The 19152-nt window shown below is 40.4% G+C and carries 17 protein-coding genes; 13 read left to right on the top strand and 4 right to left on the bottom strand.

The window, feature by feature from the left end:
- Positions 1-27 precede the first annotated feature (27 nt).
- A complete protein-coding gene (locus Sdiek1_RS11730; protein WP_238098971.1) occupies positions 28-1155 on the bottom strand; it encodes a hypothetical protein in 1128 nt (375 codons plus the stop codon).
- Positions 1156-1306: 151 nt separating this feature from the next.
- Here Sdiek1_RS11730 and ciaB point away from each other — a divergent pair, with 151 nt between their 5' ends.
- From ciaB to Sdiek1_RS11695, 7 genes are all read left to right on the top strand, one after another.
- On the top strand, positions 1307-3169 hold the full coding sequence (gene ciaB / locus Sdiek1_RS11725; protein ID WP_238098970.1) for an invasion protein CiaB: 1863 nt from the start codon (positions 1307-1309) through the stop codon (positions 3167-3169).
- A gap of 91 nt (positions 3170-3260) precedes the next feature.
- Positions 3261-4706 (top strand): acetyl-CoA carboxylase biotin carboxylase subunit, encoded by a 1446-nt coding sequence (locus Sdiek1_RS11720; RefSeq protein WP_087439280.1) that lies wholly within the window; start codon positions 3261-3263, stop codon positions 4704-4706.
- Positions 4707-4765: 59 nt separating this feature from the next.
- The gene (locus Sdiek1_RS11715) at positions 4766-5464 is read left to right on the top strand and encodes an ABC transporter permease (protein ID WP_087439279.1); all 699 of its coding nucleotides are present in this window, start codon (positions 4766-4768) and stop codon (positions 5462-5464) included.
- Positions 5465-5619: 155 nt separating this feature from the next.
- Positions 5620-6411, top strand: coding sequence for a substrate-binding periplasmic protein (locus Sdiek1_RS11710; RefSeq protein WP_087439278.1), 792 nt, complete (start codon positions 5620-5622; stop codon positions 6409-6411).
- Between the two features lie 60 nt (positions 6412-6471).
- A complete protein-coding gene (locus Sdiek1_RS11705) occupies positions 6472-7254 on the top strand; it encodes a substrate-binding periplasmic protein (RefSeq protein WP_087439277.1) in 783 nt (260 codons plus the stop codon).
- 61 nt (positions 7255-7315) lie between these two features.
- Entirely contained in the window at positions 7316-7912 is a 597-nt protein-coding gene (locus Sdiek1_RS11700) for an Aq_678 family protein (protein ID WP_087439276.1), read from the top strand.
- Between the two features lie 120 nt (positions 7913-8032).
- Positions 8033-9808: a GGDEF domain-containing protein gene (locus Sdiek1_RS11695; protein WP_087439275.1), complete on the top strand. Its 1776-nt coding sequence runs from the start codon at positions 8033-8035 to the stop codon at positions 9806-9808.
- An 11-nt stretch (positions 9809-9819) separates the two neighbouring features.
- Here Sdiek1_RS11695 and Sdiek1_RS11690 read toward each other — a convergent pair whose 3' ends face one another.
- The 3 genes from Sdiek1_RS11690 to Sdiek1_RS11680 are packed head-to-tail and all read right to left on the bottom strand — an operon-like array spanning position 9820 to position 11441.
- Complete coding sequence (locus tag Sdiek1_RS11690) at positions 9820-10500, bottom strand: TVP38/TMEM64 family protein (protein ID WP_087439274.1); 681 nt, start codon at positions 10498-10500, stop codon at positions 9820-9822.
- Between the two features lie 13 nt (positions 10501-10513).
- On the bottom strand, positions 10514-10909 hold the full coding sequence (locus Sdiek1_RS11685) for a hypothetical protein (RefSeq protein ID WP_087439273.1): 396 nt from the start codon (positions 10907-10909) through the stop codon (positions 10514-10516).
- On the bottom strand, positions 10902-11441 hold the full coding sequence (locus Sdiek1_RS11680) for a YdjY domain-containing protein (RefSeq protein ID WP_238098968.1): 540 nt from the start codon (positions 11439-11441) through the stop codon (positions 10902-10904). Before Sdiek1_RS11680 ends, Sdiek1_RS11685 begins: the two co-directional genes overlap by 8 nt.
- A gap of 318 nt (positions 11442-11759) precedes the next feature.
- On the opposite strand from Sdiek1_RS11680, the gene Sdiek1_RS11675 reads away from it, so the two are divergent.
- The 6 genes from Sdiek1_RS11675 to Sdiek1_RS15285 all read left to right on the top strand — a co-directional run bounded on the left by Sdiek1_RS11675 (position 11760) and on the right by Sdiek1_RS15285 (position 19129).
- Positions 11760-12452 (top strand): response regulator transcription factor, encoded by a 693-nt coding sequence (locus Sdiek1_RS11675; protein WP_087439272.1) that lies wholly within the window; start codon positions 11760-11762, stop codon positions 12450-12452.
- A complete protein-coding gene (locus Sdiek1_RS11670; protein ID WP_087439271.1) occupies positions 12439-14100 on the top strand; it encodes an ATP-binding protein in 1662 nt (553 codons plus the stop codon). Before Sdiek1_RS11675 ends, Sdiek1_RS11670 begins: the two co-directional genes overlap by 14 nt.
- 68 nt (positions 14101-14168) lie before the next feature.
- Positions 14169-14972, top strand: a complete 804-nt coding sequence (gene dsrO, locus Sdiek1_RS11665; RefSeq protein ID WP_087439270.1) for a sulfate reduction electron transfer complex DsrMKJOP subunit DsrO — start codon at positions 14169-14171, stop codon at positions 14970-14972.
- Position 14973: 1 nt separating this feature from the next.
- A complete protein-coding gene (nrfD, locus tag Sdiek1_RS11660) occupies positions 14974-16104 on the top strand; it encodes an NrfD/PsrC family molybdoenzyme membrane anchor subunit (protein WP_087439269.1) in 1131 nt (376 codons plus the stop codon).
- Positions 16105-16106: 2 nt separating this feature from the next.
- The gene (locus Sdiek1_RS15290; protein WP_238098966.1) at positions 16107-17342 is read left to right on the top strand and encodes a molybdopterin-dependent oxidoreductase; all 1236 of its coding nucleotides are present in this window, start codon (positions 16107-16109) and stop codon (positions 17340-17342) included.
- Positions 17315-19129, top strand: coding sequence for a molybdopterin dinucleotide binding domain-containing protein (locus Sdiek1_RS15285; protein WP_238098964.1), 1815 nt, complete (start codon positions 17315-17317; stop codon positions 19127-19129). Before Sdiek1_RS15290 ends, Sdiek1_RS15285 begins: the two co-directional genes overlap by 28 nt.
- Positions 19130-19152: the final 23 nt, after the last annotated feature.

Raw genomic sequence — 19152 nt, 5'->3', positions numbered from 1 at the left:
GGCGCCAAGCAAAGCGTTTGGATCTTTTTAGCTGAGATGCTTTAGTTGCTGTTTCAAATCGACTAAGAGCCCATTTTGACGCAAGGCAACATACTGTCTTATCTTGGTTTTCATGAACGTATTGGGTTGAATGTTGAGCACAATGGTTTCGTTAATAATGCTAAAAATCGTTGCTTTTGCCGAGATCATGGTTAAAAAACCTTTAACCGTAGGAATCTGAAAAGAGACATCAAACTCTTTATCAACAAGCTCTTTATGGATGAGTTTTTCAATGTCGACAAGCTTTACATGTAAAACAACAGAACTCTCTGAGAGGGTGTCTACATTGCCATCAATACATTTGATTTTATTGAGCAAAAGTGTTGCATTAATAGGCTTTTGAGGTTGGACTCTGGTGTAACTTCGATCGAGTGGAGACGCATCTAGAAATTCTAAATTCGCAAGCACGAGAAGTGATTTAGCAGGATCAACTTTAATAATTTTGGCTTTGATGATATTGGGGATTCTGTCATGTTGAATAAAGGTAAAGCTCTCTTTGGTGTAGTAAAAAATCTTAGGTGCGTTGACGGTCAGTTGTGCGATGCCTTCATCAAACTTGGCGATATTTGCCTCTTCTTTGATGGAGATACCATTGTAAAGGTTGTACAACGTGACTGCTTTTTCTTTGTGCAAAATAGAGGTGAGAACATCATTTTTATTTTGGGTCTCGTAAAAATCAAAATCAAGGGTTCCGTAAAAGATTTTTTTGCGGGTGGAGAGGCGTGACATGATGTAGTATTTATCCAAACGGTCGAGTAAACTTTTGTAGGAATCACTTGCATCAAAAAGGGTCATACCGATGTTTTTGATCTCAATTTTGAAGTTTTGTTTGATGTTGTGTTCTAATTTTTTGAGCATTTTTTTGGCATAGTGGATTTTAAAATCACGTAAAATAATTAAAAAAGTGTCATTTCCTTGTTGTAATAGTGTTTGAAATCCAAGCTCAGTATGGATAAATGCAATCAGGTCTTTAAAGAAAAAGCCATCTTCTAAATCGACTTCAAATCCAAATTTAGCGATACAAAAAGAGGTTTGATGGGCTTTTGCAAAGGTAATATTCGCTTCAACAATGCCTCGATTGAGGTAGGTGTTAACGGATTCATAGTGACTACTCATCATCTATCCTTCTTCGTAGTATAATCCCATTGTGATAATGTACATGAAAAGCAAACTTAAAATTTTTTAAGTATTAAGGTGATAGTTAATCTCTTCATGATATAAGGGGAGATAAAATTATACTTAAAAAAATACAAAAAATGTGAGAATGATGATGACTCCGAAATTTGAAAATGATCTAAAGCGGTTTTATGAACTTCTAGGGGAGCGCCAGAGGGCTCTTGGAAGTTATTTTAGTATTGTAGAATCTGAAGATTGCGACAAGCGTATCGAAACATTGATCGATACCTTTCTAACAAGTATTGAATTAAGTTTAATTCGTGAAAATAGGGTAGCAGCACTCACTCGTCTGATTAATCTTCGTGATGAACAGATGGTTCAAGCGTTAGAAAAAGAGGCTAAAGATGAGGTTTTTATCACTCAAGCGAAAGAAAAAGCGTATGTGTGGGTGAAAGATTTTTATCTTAAATGTCACAATGAACTGATTATGCAAGTACAAAAAGAGTGGCTGTTTTCACCCTTTTATCGTCGACTTTTAAGAGGAGTCCATGAAGTAGGCGTTGTAATGAGTGCGTGGCAATCGCACTGGAATGAACACATTATTAACACCATCAACCCCCTTCTCGAACTGGAATACAATAAAGATGCTCAAGCGATTGCTGAAATGTTACATGTAAAAGGGTTAATGGATCCAGATCCTTCAGGAAACGATGGTGATAGGTCGTATTCTGTTTTGGAAAAAGTAGAAGGCGGTTATATTGCCAGAGCTTATGCAACAGCCTTTCCTAAAGAGGTTTCACAGGTACGAAATACCCTTCAAGATTTATGTGATGATCTCTCGGAAATGGATGATCCAGACTTGGATCAAAAAGAGGCGTATATTAGCTATCTTAAAGCACTCAATGATGCTTTTGGTGAAGAAGAACGCAGTGAACTGATTGCAAAATGGGCAGAAGTGGATCGTAAATGGATGAAGATTACCTCTCCAATTCAAATTGGACATCCTTTGGAATACTACGAAGATCACTATAAGAAAGCGGTTGCATTAGAGTGGGATGTCAGGGTTTCTAACCCTGAAGACAAAGGTGCTTACGTAACGTATGAGCGGATTTTGAAAATGATCATTCGTCTGTTTGATCAAAATAATCTTGATGCAACACAGATCAAAGAGATGATGCTGTTTAATTTGAAACGTGTTCAGCTATACATCGGAAGACCAGCTCTTTTTTATGCGGCAGAGTTTAATGGACTTTTTTCAGCGCAAGTTGTGCCCAATGATGAAACTGTCAGTCGTGAACTTGGCAAAAAGATCTTTGCCTTTTCCGATAACATCTTGGACTCTTTACGTGATAAACCCTTTTTGAAAATTAATCAAGAAGTCTTAGGTAAAGCTTTTATGGATAAAGAGCGAGAACTCATTTATCATGATGCAAAAACATGGCATCAAGTGTATGAGGTTACAACCATAGGGCATGAATTTGGGCATATTTTGTGGATGGATCATGACACGGAAGCTAAAATGAATCAAAGCGGTGTCTTTAAAAATATTGAAGAGTTTAAAGCAACGACAGGTGGCTTAGTTGCGTTTTTTATGCAAGAAGATGAGAGTCTCAAAGAGGCCATTTTACGAGATACCATTAAGCGTTCTATTGGTTTAATTGGATGGATGAAAACAGGTGAAGTAGAGCCGTATTATTGTGAAGGGTTAATTCACTTGACAGGACTTTTTCAAAGCGGTGTTCTGACCTTTGATCAAACATTGCAGATTGACCTTTCACCCAATGCCTATGAAATGCTTAAAGAGTGGTATCTTAAAACCTACACAGAACTTTTAGAACATTATCTTGCCAAAGCAGATGCTAAACTCTTTTTAGAGCGCTATGCACGTAAAGAAGAGGGTGTATATTTCCCCAATGAGCTTCGTGTGCGTTCCTTTGTGGATTATTATTGGGCATTGCATCAACGCATAGGACGCGATATAGACGAGAGTGTCAAACGTTCGGATTGGCTTTAAAGGTTATGTCAAAATTATGTCTTACTTGTAGGGGTTAGTTTAATATTTAAGTGATATAATTTGTTCTCTATTTTTTAGTAGGAGTTGACGAGTGTATGCACGAAAAATCACAAAGGTATTGATTGCCAATCGCGGTGAAATCGCGCTTAGGATCATTAGGGCATGTAAAGAGTTGGAGATCAAAAGTGTTTGTGTTTTTTCAACAATTGATGCGAATGGTGTTTGGGTCCGAAAAGCAGATGAAAGTTATCTGCTCAAAGGCGATCCTATTCAAGTCTATCTGGATTACAAAAGTATCGTAGCTCTTGCCAAAGAGGTCGGTGCAGATGCCATTCATCCAGGTTATGGCTTTTTGTCTGAAAATGCTGATTTTGCACAGTATTGTATTGACCATGACATCGCTTTTATTGGTCCGAAACCTGACCATATAGCACTTTTTGGTGACAAGATGGCATCAAAAATTGCAATGAAAGCAGTGGGAGTACCTGTTCTTGAAGGAACAGAGCAACCGATTATTGATATAAGCGCTGCTATTCAAGTTGCGCGTGAAATTGGTTTCCCTGTGATTATCAAAGCTGCCTTTGGTGGTGGTGGTAAGGGTATGCGTATCGTCAAAAAAGAGGAAGAGTTTATTCCGATGTTTGAAGCAGCAACCCAAGAAGCTGAGCGCTTTTTTGGGCGAGGTGATGCATTTATTGAAAAATATGTTCAAAACCCTCGTCATATTGAAGTGCAAATTATGGCAGATAAATTTGGTAATGTCATTCACTTAGGTGAGCGCGACTGCTCCATTCAAAGACGTCACCAAAAAGTGGTTGAGATCGCACCAAGTCCAAGATTGAACAATGCTGTACGTCAAGAACTGCTTCGTGCTTCTAAAAAAGCAATGTTCAAACTAGGGTACGAGAGTGTTGGAACGATGGAATATCTTGTTGATGAAGAAGATAACTTCTATTTCATCGAGATGAATACCAGAGTCCAAGTGGAACACACGATCACTGAAGCAATTACGGGCATTGATATTGTTCAGAGCATGATTCATATTGCAGAGGGAAGACCTCTTCCAACATTGCAAGAAGATATCAAGTTTAGAGGCTATGCGATTGAGTGTCGTATTAACGCAGAAGATCCTAAAAATGGGTTTATTCCTTCTTCTGGACGTATTACCACCTATCTCTCTCCGGGAGGTCCTGGCGTAAGACTCGATGCTATTGGTTTCAAAGATTACGTTGTTCCAACAAATTATGACTCAATGATTGGAAAAATGATCGTTGTTGGTATTGATTGGGAAGGTGCTGTGCGTAAAGCGAGACGTGCTTTGGATGAATTTATTATCTCTGGCATTCCTACTAATATTCCACTTCATCGTCAAATTGTACGTGATGAAGATTTTAAACAAGGTATCTTCGATACGACTTATCTTGATAAAAAACTTCCTACCTTTACGCTTGATGCAATTCATGATATTGAGGAAGATGAAATCAAACATGAGCACATTGCAGCCATTGTTGCAGCGCTCAAAAATAAAGGGATCTAATCTCTCTTCTTTTCTTCAGAGATATGCTTGCATATCTCTGATTTTTCCTAAGGATCATCATGCAATCCATCCCGCTTCTCAACCTCCTCTATATGCTTTTACCACTGTGTGTGGTTGCTTTTTTTTACTATATTTGGGTTGGTAAAAAAACAGAGATCGCCTTTGCTACTGCTAGAATGAGTATTCAGTTGATTGTTATTGGCTATGTATTAACGTCACTTTTTACAACCAATGCACTATGGCTTTTAGCACTGTTAGTCGCAGTGATGATCACCACAGCCTCTTTAATTGTCAGACGCAATATCCGCCATCAAGATTTTCAAACGTACTTGGCCATTTTAATCTCCATCGCATTGGGTGGAACTTTGAATTTAGCGCTTGTTTTATGGTGTGTTTTAAATCTTGAAAATCCACTCGAACCTCGTTTTGTGATTCCTTTAGCGGGGATGATTTATGCCAATTCAATGAATGCTATCTCTTTGTGTGCCGAGCGATATGAAAAAGAGAGAGAACATTATGATATTGAAAAAGCGAGAGCCATTGCTTTTAAAGCATCCATGATCCCTCAAATCAACTCCTTTTTGGCAGTTGGTTTTGTCTCACTGCCTGGAATGATGACAGGACAGATTTTATCAGGTGTTGATCCGCTTATTGCGGTACGGTATCAAATTGTTGTGATGGGAATGATCTTAAGTAGTGGGGCAATGAGCAATATTCTTTATTTAACGTATGTTGTTTTTAAAGAGGCAAAAAATTAACGACTTTTATTTTTTCGTCACTCTCGTCACACTTTGAGTTCCACCTAAGTCTGCATGTGTTACAATTTTAGATATTCTTTTAAATATGTTTTTAAGTTTTATGACTGTAAGCCTTTTTTTGATAGACGCAGATAATGGATTTGTAAGGACAAAAAATGCATTTTCAGGCTCATTTAGTAAGTGGAATTATTTCTATACTTTTAGGTGTTACATCTCTTTTTAGTGGGGATATTGCACTCTATGCTGTTCCTAACCCCCCGTTTAGTTTTCGTGATAAAGGTGCTATTAAAGGCTTAAGTATTGACCTTTTGGAAGCAAGCCTTGCAACAATAAGACCACGTTTTGCACAAGAAGAGATTGAACTTGAAGCATTAAATAAAATGTATGATGAAGCACTACGGCATCCTAAAGCTTTTTTAGTGACGATGGTGAGGCTTAAAGAGAGAGAACAACAATTTAATTGGCTTGGACCAATTGCTACTGTACGATTAGGACTGATTACCAAGAGAACAACCGATCTTCCAAAAGGGCAATCTACTTTAGAAATATTACGTCCTCTCAGAATTGCAACGATTAAAGAGACCTCCTCTGAAAAATTGCTTTTTAAAGAAATTGGTGAAAAAAGTGGACTGAATATTACACGTGTTTCAACACCGATCCAAGGCTACAAAATGTTAGAGTATGGCAGAATTGATGCGCTTGTTTATACCGATGTTCCTTTTGTGTATCATTTAATCACGGAAGGGCAAGACGTCTCACAATACCGTATGGCCTATGTTATTCTCAATACAGATTATTATATTTGTGTCGGTAAAGATGTACCCAAAGAGCAGTTTAACATTATGCAAGCACAGCTTAACCATCTGAAAGAACCTGATGGTAAAGGAAGTAGTATGTACGATCGTATGGTGGCAAATTACCTCAATGGTGCTGTCCTTAAGCCTTAAAAGATGCCCAAAATAATTTATAGTCTAGGATGAGAGTAGATTAATTTAAAGGGTTTTGATATGTGTTTTAAATGGTGTGTATTATGTTGTTTAGGATTTATTTTTTCTCTTAATGCTGCTTCTGTAATCGTTTATACCGAGCCAAACCCTCCTTTCAATTTTCGTGAAAAAGGGATGATCCAAGGATTGGGGTTTGATCTACTTGAAGCTTCGATGATTTCATTGCGTTCTAAAATCGCGCAAGATGAGATTTATTTGGGGACATGGAAAGAAGTTTATAAAGAGGCACTGGATCATCCAAATACCTTTTTGATTAGTACCACTAAAATTAAAGAGCGCGAACCTTATTTTCAATGGATTGGGCCTATCGCAACGGTACGACTTGGAGTCATTGCCAAACGAGGGACAGACATTCCTAAGGGTCATAGCACCATAGAAATTTTGCGCCCTCTGAAAATTGCTACGGTGAAAGAAACCTCTTCCGAAAAAGTTCTTTTTAATGAAATTGGTGAAAATCATAACTTAAATATTACACGTGTCTCTACGCCTGCTCAAGGGTATAAAATGTTGGAATACGGTAGGGTTGATGCGCTAATTTATACGGATGTTCCTTTTGTTTATTATCTGATCAGTGAGGGGCAAGATGTTTCTCAATACAAAATGGTGCATGTCCTTTTGAATACAGATTATTATATTGCAGCTGGAAAATCTGTACCGAAAGAGCAGATACAGATTATGCAAGCACAGCTCAATCATCTCAAAGAGCCTGATGGCAAAGGAGGGAGTAGCATGTATGATCGTATAATGGCAAATTATCTCAAGGGTGTTGTATTGCAACCTTAAGTTTTCACCAAAACTTCACGATTTTACTCTATAATACGCCAAAACTTTTGAAAGAGGTTGCATGGTTCGCTTAATTTTAATAGGTATTGCTTTTCTGTTGGCAGGGTGTGGACCACGCTATGTCATTAAAAATGAATATATTCCTCCCGCTTCTGCCGTATCACAAACATGTCTCAATAACTGTTCTCATATACGACAAGGATGTCAAAATCAATGTCAACAAAATTATCAGTATTGCCTTGATGATGCGTATGCTAAAGCAAAGGCTGTTGAAGTTAATGAACAACGTGCTTATGAAATGGCATATAGTCGTTATCAAATGGATTACACAGAGTATCAGTTTTCATTGCAGCGTTGGCAGAGAGATTATTATGATTATAGTCGTGATCTCAGTCATTATCAAAGTCAATGCGAGCGAGACAAAGATGGTTATGCTTGTAAAAAACGTGATGAATTGCGTCACTATCTCAACCGTCTAAGTCATGACAGACCACGTGAACCTTGGGTTCCTGTACGTCCAACCTTTGAGCAGATTTTGGTCAATCAGCAAAGTTTCTGCACGACGAACTGTGGATGTGAGCTAAGCTATGATAACTGTTTTGTAGGGTGTGGCGGTCAAGTGATACCGCATAAAATTTGTGTGGAAAATTGCGACTAAGAGACGTTTGTTATTGTAAACGTAGCGTGGTTATTTCAAAGTGAAAACACTTTACATGTAATGATTTAGTAATCGCATTAGAGTATGATTTCTGTATCTTCCATAGAGGAATCATACCCAATGTTAAACGAAAAATGGCAAACGCTCATTGATGTAGCAGACTTTGCTTTTCAGCCCATTGTCAATATTTACACAGGTAAACTTTACGCAGTAGAGGCGTTGATTCGCAACTATGAGCCTGCTGGTTTTACCACGATTGACTGTGTTTTTGATAGTGCTTATAGTGAAAAAACACTTTACAGTATTGATGTGAAGCTCCGTGAAAAAGCAATCCATAAGTTTTCATTACTCCCTTTTTCAAAACATATAAAACTCTTTTACAATCTCGATAATCGCATTACAATGATGCCTGATTTTAAGTCTGGTTATACCTGCGAACTGCTTTCTACCTATGAAATGGACACCTCTAATATCTGCTTTGAACTCTCCGAAAAACATCAAGTGGGCATGTACGCTGGTGTCGATAAGCTCGTGCTCAACCTTTACAAACAGCAAGGCTATAAAATGGCCATAGACGATTTTGGCGTTGGATTCTCAGGGCTTCAAATGCTCTTTAATGCTGATCCCAATTTCATCAAGATTGATCGTTTTTTTATCTGTGATATTCACCTCAGTAAAAAGAAAAAGCTTTTTGTGAGCTCTATCGTTCAAATTGCGCAGGCGATGGGTATTTTTACAATTGCTGAAGGCGTTGAGTGCGAAGAGGAATATAACGAATGTAAAAAACTTGGCTGCAACATGGTTCAAGGTTATTTTGTGCAAAAACCTACCCTTGATGTTACCCAAATAGTGATGAGTTATGAGCATCTCAAACTGGTCGATCAAAGTGATAAACGCAAAAATGGCAAAATAGCGAACATAGAAAAATACCTTCAAAAAAGCTCTACGGTATTTATGGATTCGCCGATTAATGATGTTTATGAAGTGCTGAAAGGGGATAAAAAAAATCATTTTGTTCCGGTGCTCGCACGTGATCAAACCCCTCTTGGTATTATTAGAGATGCTGATATTAAGGCGTATCTCTACTCCAATTATGGTAAAGCCTTATTGTACAATCTGACACAAGGAAGTTTAAAAAAGATCATCGCACATTGTGGGCGAGCGGACATTAATGATCCGATTGAAAAGATTTTAAAAATTTATGCCTTTGATGATGATAACGATGCCATTTTGATCACGGAAAATGAAAAATATTTGGGTTATTTAAGCTCGAAAGTGCTTTTAGATATTGTCAATGAAAAAAATATTGTCGATGCCAAAGATCAAAACCCGCTTACAGGTCTTTCAGGAAACCGCATTATCAATGAATTTGTTGCCAATGCAATGGATAGCAAAGAAAAAGTGATGATGGCGTATTTTGACTTTGATAACTTCAAACCCTTTAATGACTACTATGGCTTCCGTAAAGGAGATCGTGCGATTACGCTGTTTGCGGACATTTTAAAAAGTTCGGTAGGTTTTGATGAGTGTTTGGTAGGCCACGTCGGTGGCGATGATTTTTTCCTCGGTTGGAGTCTTAAAGAGGAAGATAGTTTTGAAAAAGTCTATGCCATTGTCTTAGAAATTGTCACGAAATTTTCTGAAGATATTAAGAGTTTTTACTGTGAACAAGGATTGAGTTCAGGGTATATCATGGCAAAAAATCGTGATGGTGTGATTCAGCAGTTTCCTCTAATGACCGTCAGTGCCGCAGTCATTTGCCACGGTTTTGGGTATCAGCATGATTTTGATGACAATGAACTCAATGAAATTTTTGGTGTTCTCAAAAAAAGTGCTAAAGCCTCATCAACACACATTGCGTGTGTTGATTTGGGCGTCATTAAAGATGCGATATAAGTTCAATCTTCCTAAGAAATACGTACTCTTTTATCGTATATTTTTTTAAAGATATAGATGATGATACTAAGTGCAAACATCATCAAAAGTGTGATAAAAATAATTTTTCCACCACTGCTTAGATTTTGTCCAAAATAGCTATACACCAGCGTTGCGGGCAATTGCCCAATACCCGTTGCAACCCAGAAACTCCAAAAACGAATCGACGTCAGACCTGCAGCATAGCTGATAAGATCAAACGAGATAAAAGGAAGCAGGCGACAAACGATAATCGTATGCTTTCCATAACGCTCAAAAAAGGCATCGGTGGTATCCAAAGCTTTTTTACTGGTCAATTTTTCAACCACATCACGCCCTAAAATACGTGCAATAAAAAAGCAAAGGGCAGCTCCAACCATCGCACTACTCCACGATAAAAGCGCACCCAATGCCCAACCAAAAATGGCTGCATTGGAGAGCGTAATCAAAAAAGCAGGAATGGGAGCGATGATGGATTGTAAAATCATCAACAAAAAGGAGATTAAGGCTGCATACGCACCAAATTCTCGTAAATAGGCAATCACACTCTCCAGATTAAGGGAGCATAAAATGGAGATAGCAAGATTGAGTTGTGTTTGAATGCTGGGGATGGTGAAATAAAGCCCCAAGCAAACGGCGCTAAGCAGGAGTAAAATGATTTGTGATCGTTTCATATGAGGTCTCTTTTTAGGAAAATTTGGAAAAGCCCGTGAGCTTTTTACCCAGAAGATGATAGACAATTAAAAGATTGATCAGGGTTAAAAAGGTTAGAAAAACGATCTTAATGGTGCTAATCGAGATACCATCTAAGTAGAAATTACGAAGACTATAGTAGATCAAATCCATCTTAGAGAGCCAAAAGCAGATCAAGAACATCATACTTTGGAGCACCAAAAACAGTGCGATGGAGGCACTGTTTCGAAAAAAAGAGAAAACCATGCCAAGTCCCATACACACCTCGAGCACAAGCCTTTCATGAATACGCATCTCTAGCCAGACATTCGTTGAAATGATAAGATTAACACTTATGGCTAAAAGCAATCCGCAAAAGGCGTAAAAAAGTCCTAAAAAGAGTTTATTCATTGATCAATTTATAGGTTACAGCAACCAATGTACCATCTTTTGGAAGAATGGCTGCATTGCCATGGAAAATGACTTCACCACGTTTTTCAACGGCACCATAGGTATAAGCGTGATTGGAAATAATACCAACAGAACAACTGTCCAAACAGGTAATACATCCTGTATTGAGCTCTTTAGCATTTTTTTCGTTACCGCCAAAGCGTAAATCAATCAGCTTATTGTTGCTGTCACTGATGACTTCATTGATGTCATAGCTTTTAGGCGCACCGTTCCATGTTACGCTTAGTGCGATTTTTTGACCTTCCACGTAGGTTGTTTCGCCATTGGCTTTCGTCATATTATTGCCCGCAACGCCACCAATCTCAAGCATCGCTTGGAGAAAGTCATTTTGATTTTGAAAGGCTCTAAAAACTGGTTTGTCACCGAACTTACCATCTTTAAAAACAACAGCATGACGTGTATTTTCAGTCAAATATTTACCATTGACAGCCGCTAAAATAGTAATCGTTTTGTTTTCTTTATCCACTTTCATTGGAGCACTAAGGGAAACACCATTAATGGAGACATTTTGAGTTGTAGATGTTGTATCTTTTTTTTGACACGCACTAAAAAGAAGCGCAACAACAGCTAAGAAGGCGAGGGTTTTTTCATCATTATTCCTTTGGTATGTTTATTTTCAACGAAAATCTAAGCGCTATTTTAGTGTGTCAAAACTTTGTATTAAATTAGTCATAATTTTTTAACTTTAATTTAGTTTGATAAAAGGGATCTGTGCAAAAATCTTTACATGTAAAGTGTGTTGACAATTGCTTACATGTGCGTTAGAATAGGCTTTTAATAAGGATATACTATGGCAAATCCACTTTCTTTGTTCGAACATCTGTGCATTTTATACGCCGAAGATGAAGAGAGTCTGCGCAAAAGTGTCGTTCAAACTTTGGAGCTTTTCTTTGATAAAGTCGTCGAAGCACGTGATGGCGAAGAGGCATTAGACCTTTTTTTTGAACACAAGCCAGACATTTTATTGCTTGATATTTGTATGCCAAAGTGTGATGGCTTAAAGCTGCTCAAAGAGATTCGCCAATCGCACAAACGTGTTCCCGTGATTATCATGAGTGCATACGCAGAGCCAAGTTATTTTCAGCAATCCATTGAGCTCAATATTTGCAAATACCTTCTCAAACCTTTTTCCAAAGAGAGTTTTTTAGATGCCCTTAAAACCTGTGCCGAATGGATGTATGAATGGGGCGAGGGCGGTATGATCAAAGCGGGGAGTGATCTTTTTTATGACCCCGAAACGGGTACCTTGGCGAATGAAGGTGTATCGTTTGTTCTTACCAAAAAAGAGCGTCTTTTATTTGAGTATTTTTTGCGCCAAAAAAATCGTGTGATCTCATTTGATGAGCTCGAAGACGCAATCTGGGCAGGAGAGGGTGGAAGTAAAGAGGCGCTTAAAGCCCTCGTGAAAGAACTTCGCAAAAAACTGACCAAAGAGAGCATCGAAAATGTCTTTGGGATAGGATATAAACTTGTCTTACCTTAATACGCTTTCTAGCCTTTCAACTAAAACCAAAACGATGATTTTCGTCCTAATGCTGTTTCTAGCGATGGCGACGATTTTTGGCTGGATGCGTTATATTGATGTCAGGGAAGGAATTGAAAAATCCCGTAAAGATTATTCGCTTCAAATTCACAGTATTTATGAGATGACACTGAAGCGTACCAGTGCTTTTTACCTCAATCGCGCCTACGCCAATCTTGACTCTTATGGCATTAAGGAGGCGTTAGAGCACAAAAATATAGAACAACTTACAGGACTTTCAAGTTTTCGCTGGAACGTACTTAAACAAGAAAATCCTTATCTGCTCGGAATTCGTTTTTACGATGAAAAATTGGCACTGCTTGCCTACCTTGGGAAAGAGCCTAAAAAGGAAGAGATTGAGCAGAGTGGTGAAGTGCCCAAGGAGCCCGAAGTTGGCTTTTTCTTCTCCAAGCATTACGCAGCCTATCATATTATGGTGCCAGTCATCGTGCATGAAAAAATTATTGGTATGCTGGAGTTTGCGATTGCCCCTGAGTTTTTTCTCAATGAAGTCGAAGAGTTTTCCAATCTGAAAGGCTACATTCTTTTTAAAGGCGAGGAGTTTGTTCCTTCAGATGATGCCCTTTTAGGGATTAGCCTCAAGGATGGCGAAATTTCTCAAAATAAAAAAAGTACCTACATTACCCATGTCATTCCTCTTAAGGGAATCATTAGAGATGATTTAGCGGAGCTTCTCTTTTTTCAAGATATCAGCGATCAACAGCAAAAACTTTTAGATGCGGTGTATGAAGCTTTTTTTGTGGCACTGAGTATGTTAGCCGTACTTCTCATCATTCTCAATTATGGCTTCAATGTTTTGATCTTACGACTGGAAGAGAGCGAAGTAAATCTTAAAGAGCTCAACCATACACTCGAAGATCGCGTCAATGAAGAGATAACAAGGCGCATGGAAAATGAGCAAATTTTGATGCACCAAAGCAGGCTTGCCAGTATGGGGGAGATGATCGGCAACATTGCGCATCAGTGGCGACAGCCGCTGAGTGAACTGGGTGCAACACTGATGAATCTGCAAATTCTTTGGGAAAAACAAAAACTCACGACTACGATTTTTGAGGATCGCATTAAGCGCTCAGAAGGGTTGATTGCTTACATGTCTAAAACCATTGATGATTTTCGCAACTTCTTTGTCAGTGACAATCAAAAAGAGCGTTACAGTGTCAATGAGGCGATTCATAAATCACTTGGTCTCATTGAATCCGCTTTGAAAAATCATCACATTACACTTGAGTTTCACGAAGGTGATCACTGCGAAGTGGAGGGCTACCCCAGCCAATTTGCCCAAGCAATGTTAAACATCATCAGCAATGCCAAAGACATTCTTTTGGAGCGTTCTATCAGCGATCCGACGATCTGGATCAGTCTTACATGTAAAGAGGGGAAAGTGCTGATTCTCATTGCCGATAATGGCGGAGGCATTGCCTTAGAACCGATCGAAAAAATCTTTGAGCCTTATGTGAGTACCAAACACGCCAAGAGTGGGACTGGCATTGGGCTTTACATGAGCAAGACGATCATCGAAAAAAATGCCAATGGAGTTTTATGTGCTTACAACAGCGATAAAGGGGCTATTTTTGAAATAATCCTCTAAGGCGTTCTCCCTACTTTCTCTCTTGTGATTGTTATGATTGCTTTTGGAATAGACCAAAAGGAGTTATGATGGATGAGAAAGAGCTGCAACAAGGACGAAGGGGATTTGTCAAAAAAACAACCGCCCTTTTAAGTGCCGCTGTGCTTGCTGCCCCCAATGCAAAAGCCATAAGCTTGACCAACCCTGGACGTGAAAGTGGCGATGCACGCTACATCGGACAAGAGGGTAAGCGCTTTGGAATGGTGATCGATCTGCGCAAATGCGTTGGCTGCCAAGCCTGTACGAGTGCCTGCAAAAGTGAAAACAGAGTCCCCAAAGAAAAATTTAGAACCTATGTGCCTGAGTATGAACTAGGGAGTTACCCCAATGTGCATAAGGCATTTTTACCCCAACTCTGTAACCATTGTGCTGAGCCTTCGTGTGTGAGTGTCTGCCCTACGGGTGCAACGTTTGCCCGCAAAGATGGCATCGTTGTGGTCGATAATGAAATCTGCTGGGGTTGTGGATACTGCATCAATGCCTGTCCTTACGACAAACGCTACTTTAACCCAATCACCAATGTTGCCGATAAATGCACGCTGTGTGCGCATCGAGTCGATCATGGCTTATTGCCTGCGTGTGTGGAGAGTTGTGTGGGAGGAGCACGCGTTTTTGGCGATCTCAATGATCCGCACTCAACGGTTTCAAAACTCCTTTCAAGCTACCCAGCGACGGTTTTAAAACCTGCGAGCGGAACCAAACCACGTGTTTTTTACATAGCCCTCAGTGGGGAAATTCAAGGATTGCCGTATTCGCTCAAAGCATTGGATGATATGGCGCGAAAAATTGATGGGATGCCGACTACTCGTGAGTGGTCCACCAAAGGAGAATAAGATGGATTTTGGAGCACTATTACATACGATCTCGACGATCACACCCGATCGTCCTTGGGGCATAGATATTCCCAACTATTTTTGGTTTACTGGAAGTTCAGCAGCAGCGTTTATCATCTCCAGTTTTGCCCATGTTTTTGGCATGAAAGAGTATAAACCGATCGCGGGCTTTTCACTGCTTTTAGCTTTTGTGTTGCTCGTAGCGGCACCGATGAACTTGATCGATGATCTTCGCCAACCCGGTCGCATTATCAACTTTTTCTTTTATGGCTGGGAAAATTTTCCTACATCACCGATGAAATGGGGCGTGTTATTATTGATCGCGTATCCTTTACTCATTTTAGTTGAAGCTTTAGTGCTCTACCGCCCTTATTTTTGGTTTTCAAAAGGGGTTGTGCGAAGCCAAGAGCAGGTTGAAAAAGACCACCATTTAGGCGTTATTTTAGGTGCGATTGGTATACCATTGGCTCTGAGCGTGCATGGCTACACCGGCTATATTTTAGGGGCGGTGCATGCGATACCTCTGTTTCATACTCCACTGATGCCTATTCTGTTTTTAGCTTCGGCGATGGTTTCAGGAACGGGCTTGCTCATTATTTTACTGCCAATTTTTCAAAAATTCTTTACAGACTTTAAACGCGTAGACATGGAAATGATGCAGCGTCTCGCGCGTCTTTTGTCATGGTTTATTGTGATCGATCTTGTGATTCGCTTCTTTTGGCTCACCTTTGCCATTACCTTTAATGGCGAAGAAAAATACGCGTTCAAGCTTTTCTTTGGTGAAAATTTCTGGGAAGTGTTGATCGTGGATTATGTGATTTGTCTGTTTGTCCCTATGGCGATCGGCTTTACGAACTATTTTACACGCTCATTTAAATGGGTCTTATTTGGAGGAATCCTCTCCGCCATTGGTGTGTGGATTTTCCGCTGGAATACGGTTATTGGTGGTCAAAGCATTGGTAAAACGACACCTTTTTTACTTGAATACCATCCGCACTTTTCAGGATTTGACAGCATCCTATCGGTACTCTCTAACTGGAGTTTATTGATCGCTTTGATCGCTTTGGTGATGGTGCTTTTCCCTTGGGATAAAGAGATGGCAAATTATTACGTTAAACACGAGGAGCGATAATCATGGAAACATCACGCAGAAATTTTTTAATCGGAACCAGCATCGTCGCAGGCAGTGCCGCGGTGGGAGGGTATCATGAGACACTCGGAAAAGCCATCACGATGCAACGAAGAGGTGAAAAAGCCAAAGACGCGATCTATGGCAATGCGCCACTGACTGAAATTATCCAAAAAGAGGGAAAGATAGCCTTTTCAAATGACTACGTTGTTAAACCTAGCGTCTGCAACGGCTGCACGACATTTTGTTCCGTACGTGTCAAAATTGATGCCAAAAGTGGTGAAGTGGTACGTGTTTTTGGCAATCCCTACAGTTTGCTCTCAAGTGACCCGTGGTTACCCTACAAAACACCTCTTATAGAGAGTTTTAAAGCAACATCAGGCTTTAAAGAGAGTGGGCTAGAAATGCGCTCAACGGCATGCTCACGCGGTAATCTCGTCTATGAAAAACTGAAAGATCCATTCCGTGTCACAACACCACTCAAACGTGTGGGCAAGAGAGGGGAAGATAAGTGGGCGAGTATCTCCATCGAACAGCTCATTAAAGAGATCAGCGAGGGTGGCAATCTTTTTGGCGAGGGCGAGGTTCAAGGGCTTAAAGCTTTAGCAGACACCAAAACGCTCATCGATGCACAAAACCCAGACTACGGCCCTATTGCCAATAAACTTTGTGTTTTAGGAACGGCGGATGAAGGTCGTCAAAACTATATGGTACACCGTTTTGTTCAAAGCTTCGGAACCGTTAACTTTATGGGGCACACCTCTATCTGTGGGCTCTCCATGCGTGCAGGAGAAGCGGCGTATCTGGATGATTTTGCTACTTCGCCGCATATGAAGCCCGATTTTGAGCATTGTGAATTTTTACTGAGCATTGGAACGGCTCCTGCCCAAGCCGGTAATCCGTTTAAGCGCCAAGCGAAACTGCTTGCCAAAAGCCGCACAGGCGGAGCGCTTCGTTATGTGATTGTCACACCTATTTTAACGAACAGCGACTCGATTGCGGTAGGGGATCGCTCACGTTGGTTGCCGATCAAACCTAGCGGCGATTTGGCGTTGGTGATGGGAATGATTCGTGTGATTATTGAAGAGGAGCGCTACTTAAAAGCGTATCTTGCAATCCCCAGTGATGTTGCGCAAAAAACATTGAACGAGGTTAGTTTTACCAATGCATCGCATCTTGTCATTATGGATGGGGTGAAAAAGGTGAGATTTTGGTGGATGCTGCCAAGGTGGCTTATGTGATTGACAAAGCAGATGGATTGCTAAAAAATGCTGCTAATGTTTTAGAAGCAGACATTTTATATGAAGGTGATGTAAGCCTAGAAGGCGTGAAATACACGGTAAAAAGTTCGTTTGTGTTGTTAAAGGAAGCGGCGTTTGAGCACTCTCTTGATTTTTATGCCAAAGAGAGTGGCGTGGATGAAAAAACGATTCTAGAACTTGCGCGTGAGTTTACCTCGTATGGTAGAAGTGTTGGGGTGGATTGTCACGGTGGAACGATGCACTCGACAGGATTTTATACGACCTATGCTATTATGATGTTAGGAGCCCTCGTGGGCAATCTCAACCACAAAGGCGGTATGAGCGTCGGAGGAGGAAAATTCAAAGACTTCAATGGCTCATGTTACAATCTTTTAGCCTATGCCGGTAAGCAAAAACCTTTTGGTGTTCGCATCGATAGAGCGAGAATGGCGTATGAAAAAAGTAGCGAGTATAAACGCAAAATTGAGCAAGGAGTCAATCCTTACCCTGCCAAAGATGCGTGGTTTCCTTTTAGCCCTGCTATCGAATCCGAGGTTATTAACAGCAGTGCCAATGCGTACCCGTATAAACTAGGAGTACTGATTAGTTGGAATGCAAATTTTGTTTATGGTCAAAGCGGGAGTGATCATCTTTTGCCGCTGCTGAAAGACCCTGCCAAAGCGATTCCTCTTTTTGTTGCGATTGATCCATTTATCAACGAAACCAGTCGTTACGCAGATTATATCGTGCCTGATTCGGTGTTGTATGAGACATGGGGCGTGCTGGCTCCTTGGGCGGGACATCTCACCAAAACAACGCATGTGCGCTATCCCATTTTAAAATCGCCCAATGCAACCTTTGCCAATGGTGAGCCTATCAGTATGGACAGCTTTATGATTGAGCTTGGAAAAGCGTTGGGATTGGCTGGCTTTGGCAAAAATGCGATTAATGGTGCGAATGCGAAGTTTGATTTTGATAAACCTGAAGATTTTTATTTGCGAGCTTTTGAGAACGTAGCGATGGATGGCGCTAATCCTGCGCCTGAAGCGAGTGATGATGAGATCGCTCTTGCAGGACTGGAGGAATACGTTCCTTCGTTGCAACGCATTTGTACAGATAATTGGCGCAGAGTGGCGTATGTGATGAGTAGGGGTGGACGCTTTGCCGATAAATCAAGTGCGTATGATGGCAACAAAATGAGCCATGCGTATCAAAAACCGATTGCCATTTACAACCAAACATTGGGCGTTGCGTTTAATTCTATGAGTGGCGAGCCTTACAGTGGGGTGCCTCGTTATTATGCGCCACGTTTTTACACGGGCAATAAGATCGATATGGATTCCAAAGAGTTCAATCTTTTAGCCTTCAGTTACAAATCCAATGTCCTCTCTTCCTACACAGCCTCTGTAGAGAGTCTACGCGATACACGCTACACCACGTTTATTGATCTGAGCACGGCAACTGCAAAAAACTACGGCATTGCCCATGGCGATCGTGTGGTCGTGCGCTCCAGTGAAGGAAAAGTCGAGGGTATTTGCCGTATCCGTGAAGGGTTGCATCCTCGCTCTATCGGCATTGAACACGGCGGTGGCAGAATGGGTGAAGGAGGTAGTAGCGTACACATTGATGGCATAACCAAAGAAGGTAGAATCGCCAGACGAAGTGGTGTGAATATCAATAAATTAGGCCTGAGTGATGCCTCCCGCCTTAACATTGCAACACTGAGTGATTTTGTCATCGGCTCTAATGTAAGACAGGCTATTCCTGTGAAAATTGAGAAGATATAAACGTATTTACATGTAGGGATTTT

The sequence above is a fragment of the Sulfurospirillum diekertiae genome (genome assembly GCF_002162315.1).
Taxonomy (GTDB): domain Bacteria; phylum Campylobacterota; class Campylobacteria; order Campylobacterales; family Sulfurospirillaceae; genus Sulfurospirillum.
Note: the sequence above shows the minus strand (reverse complement) of the source record. Positions and strands in the feature narration are given on the sequence as shown.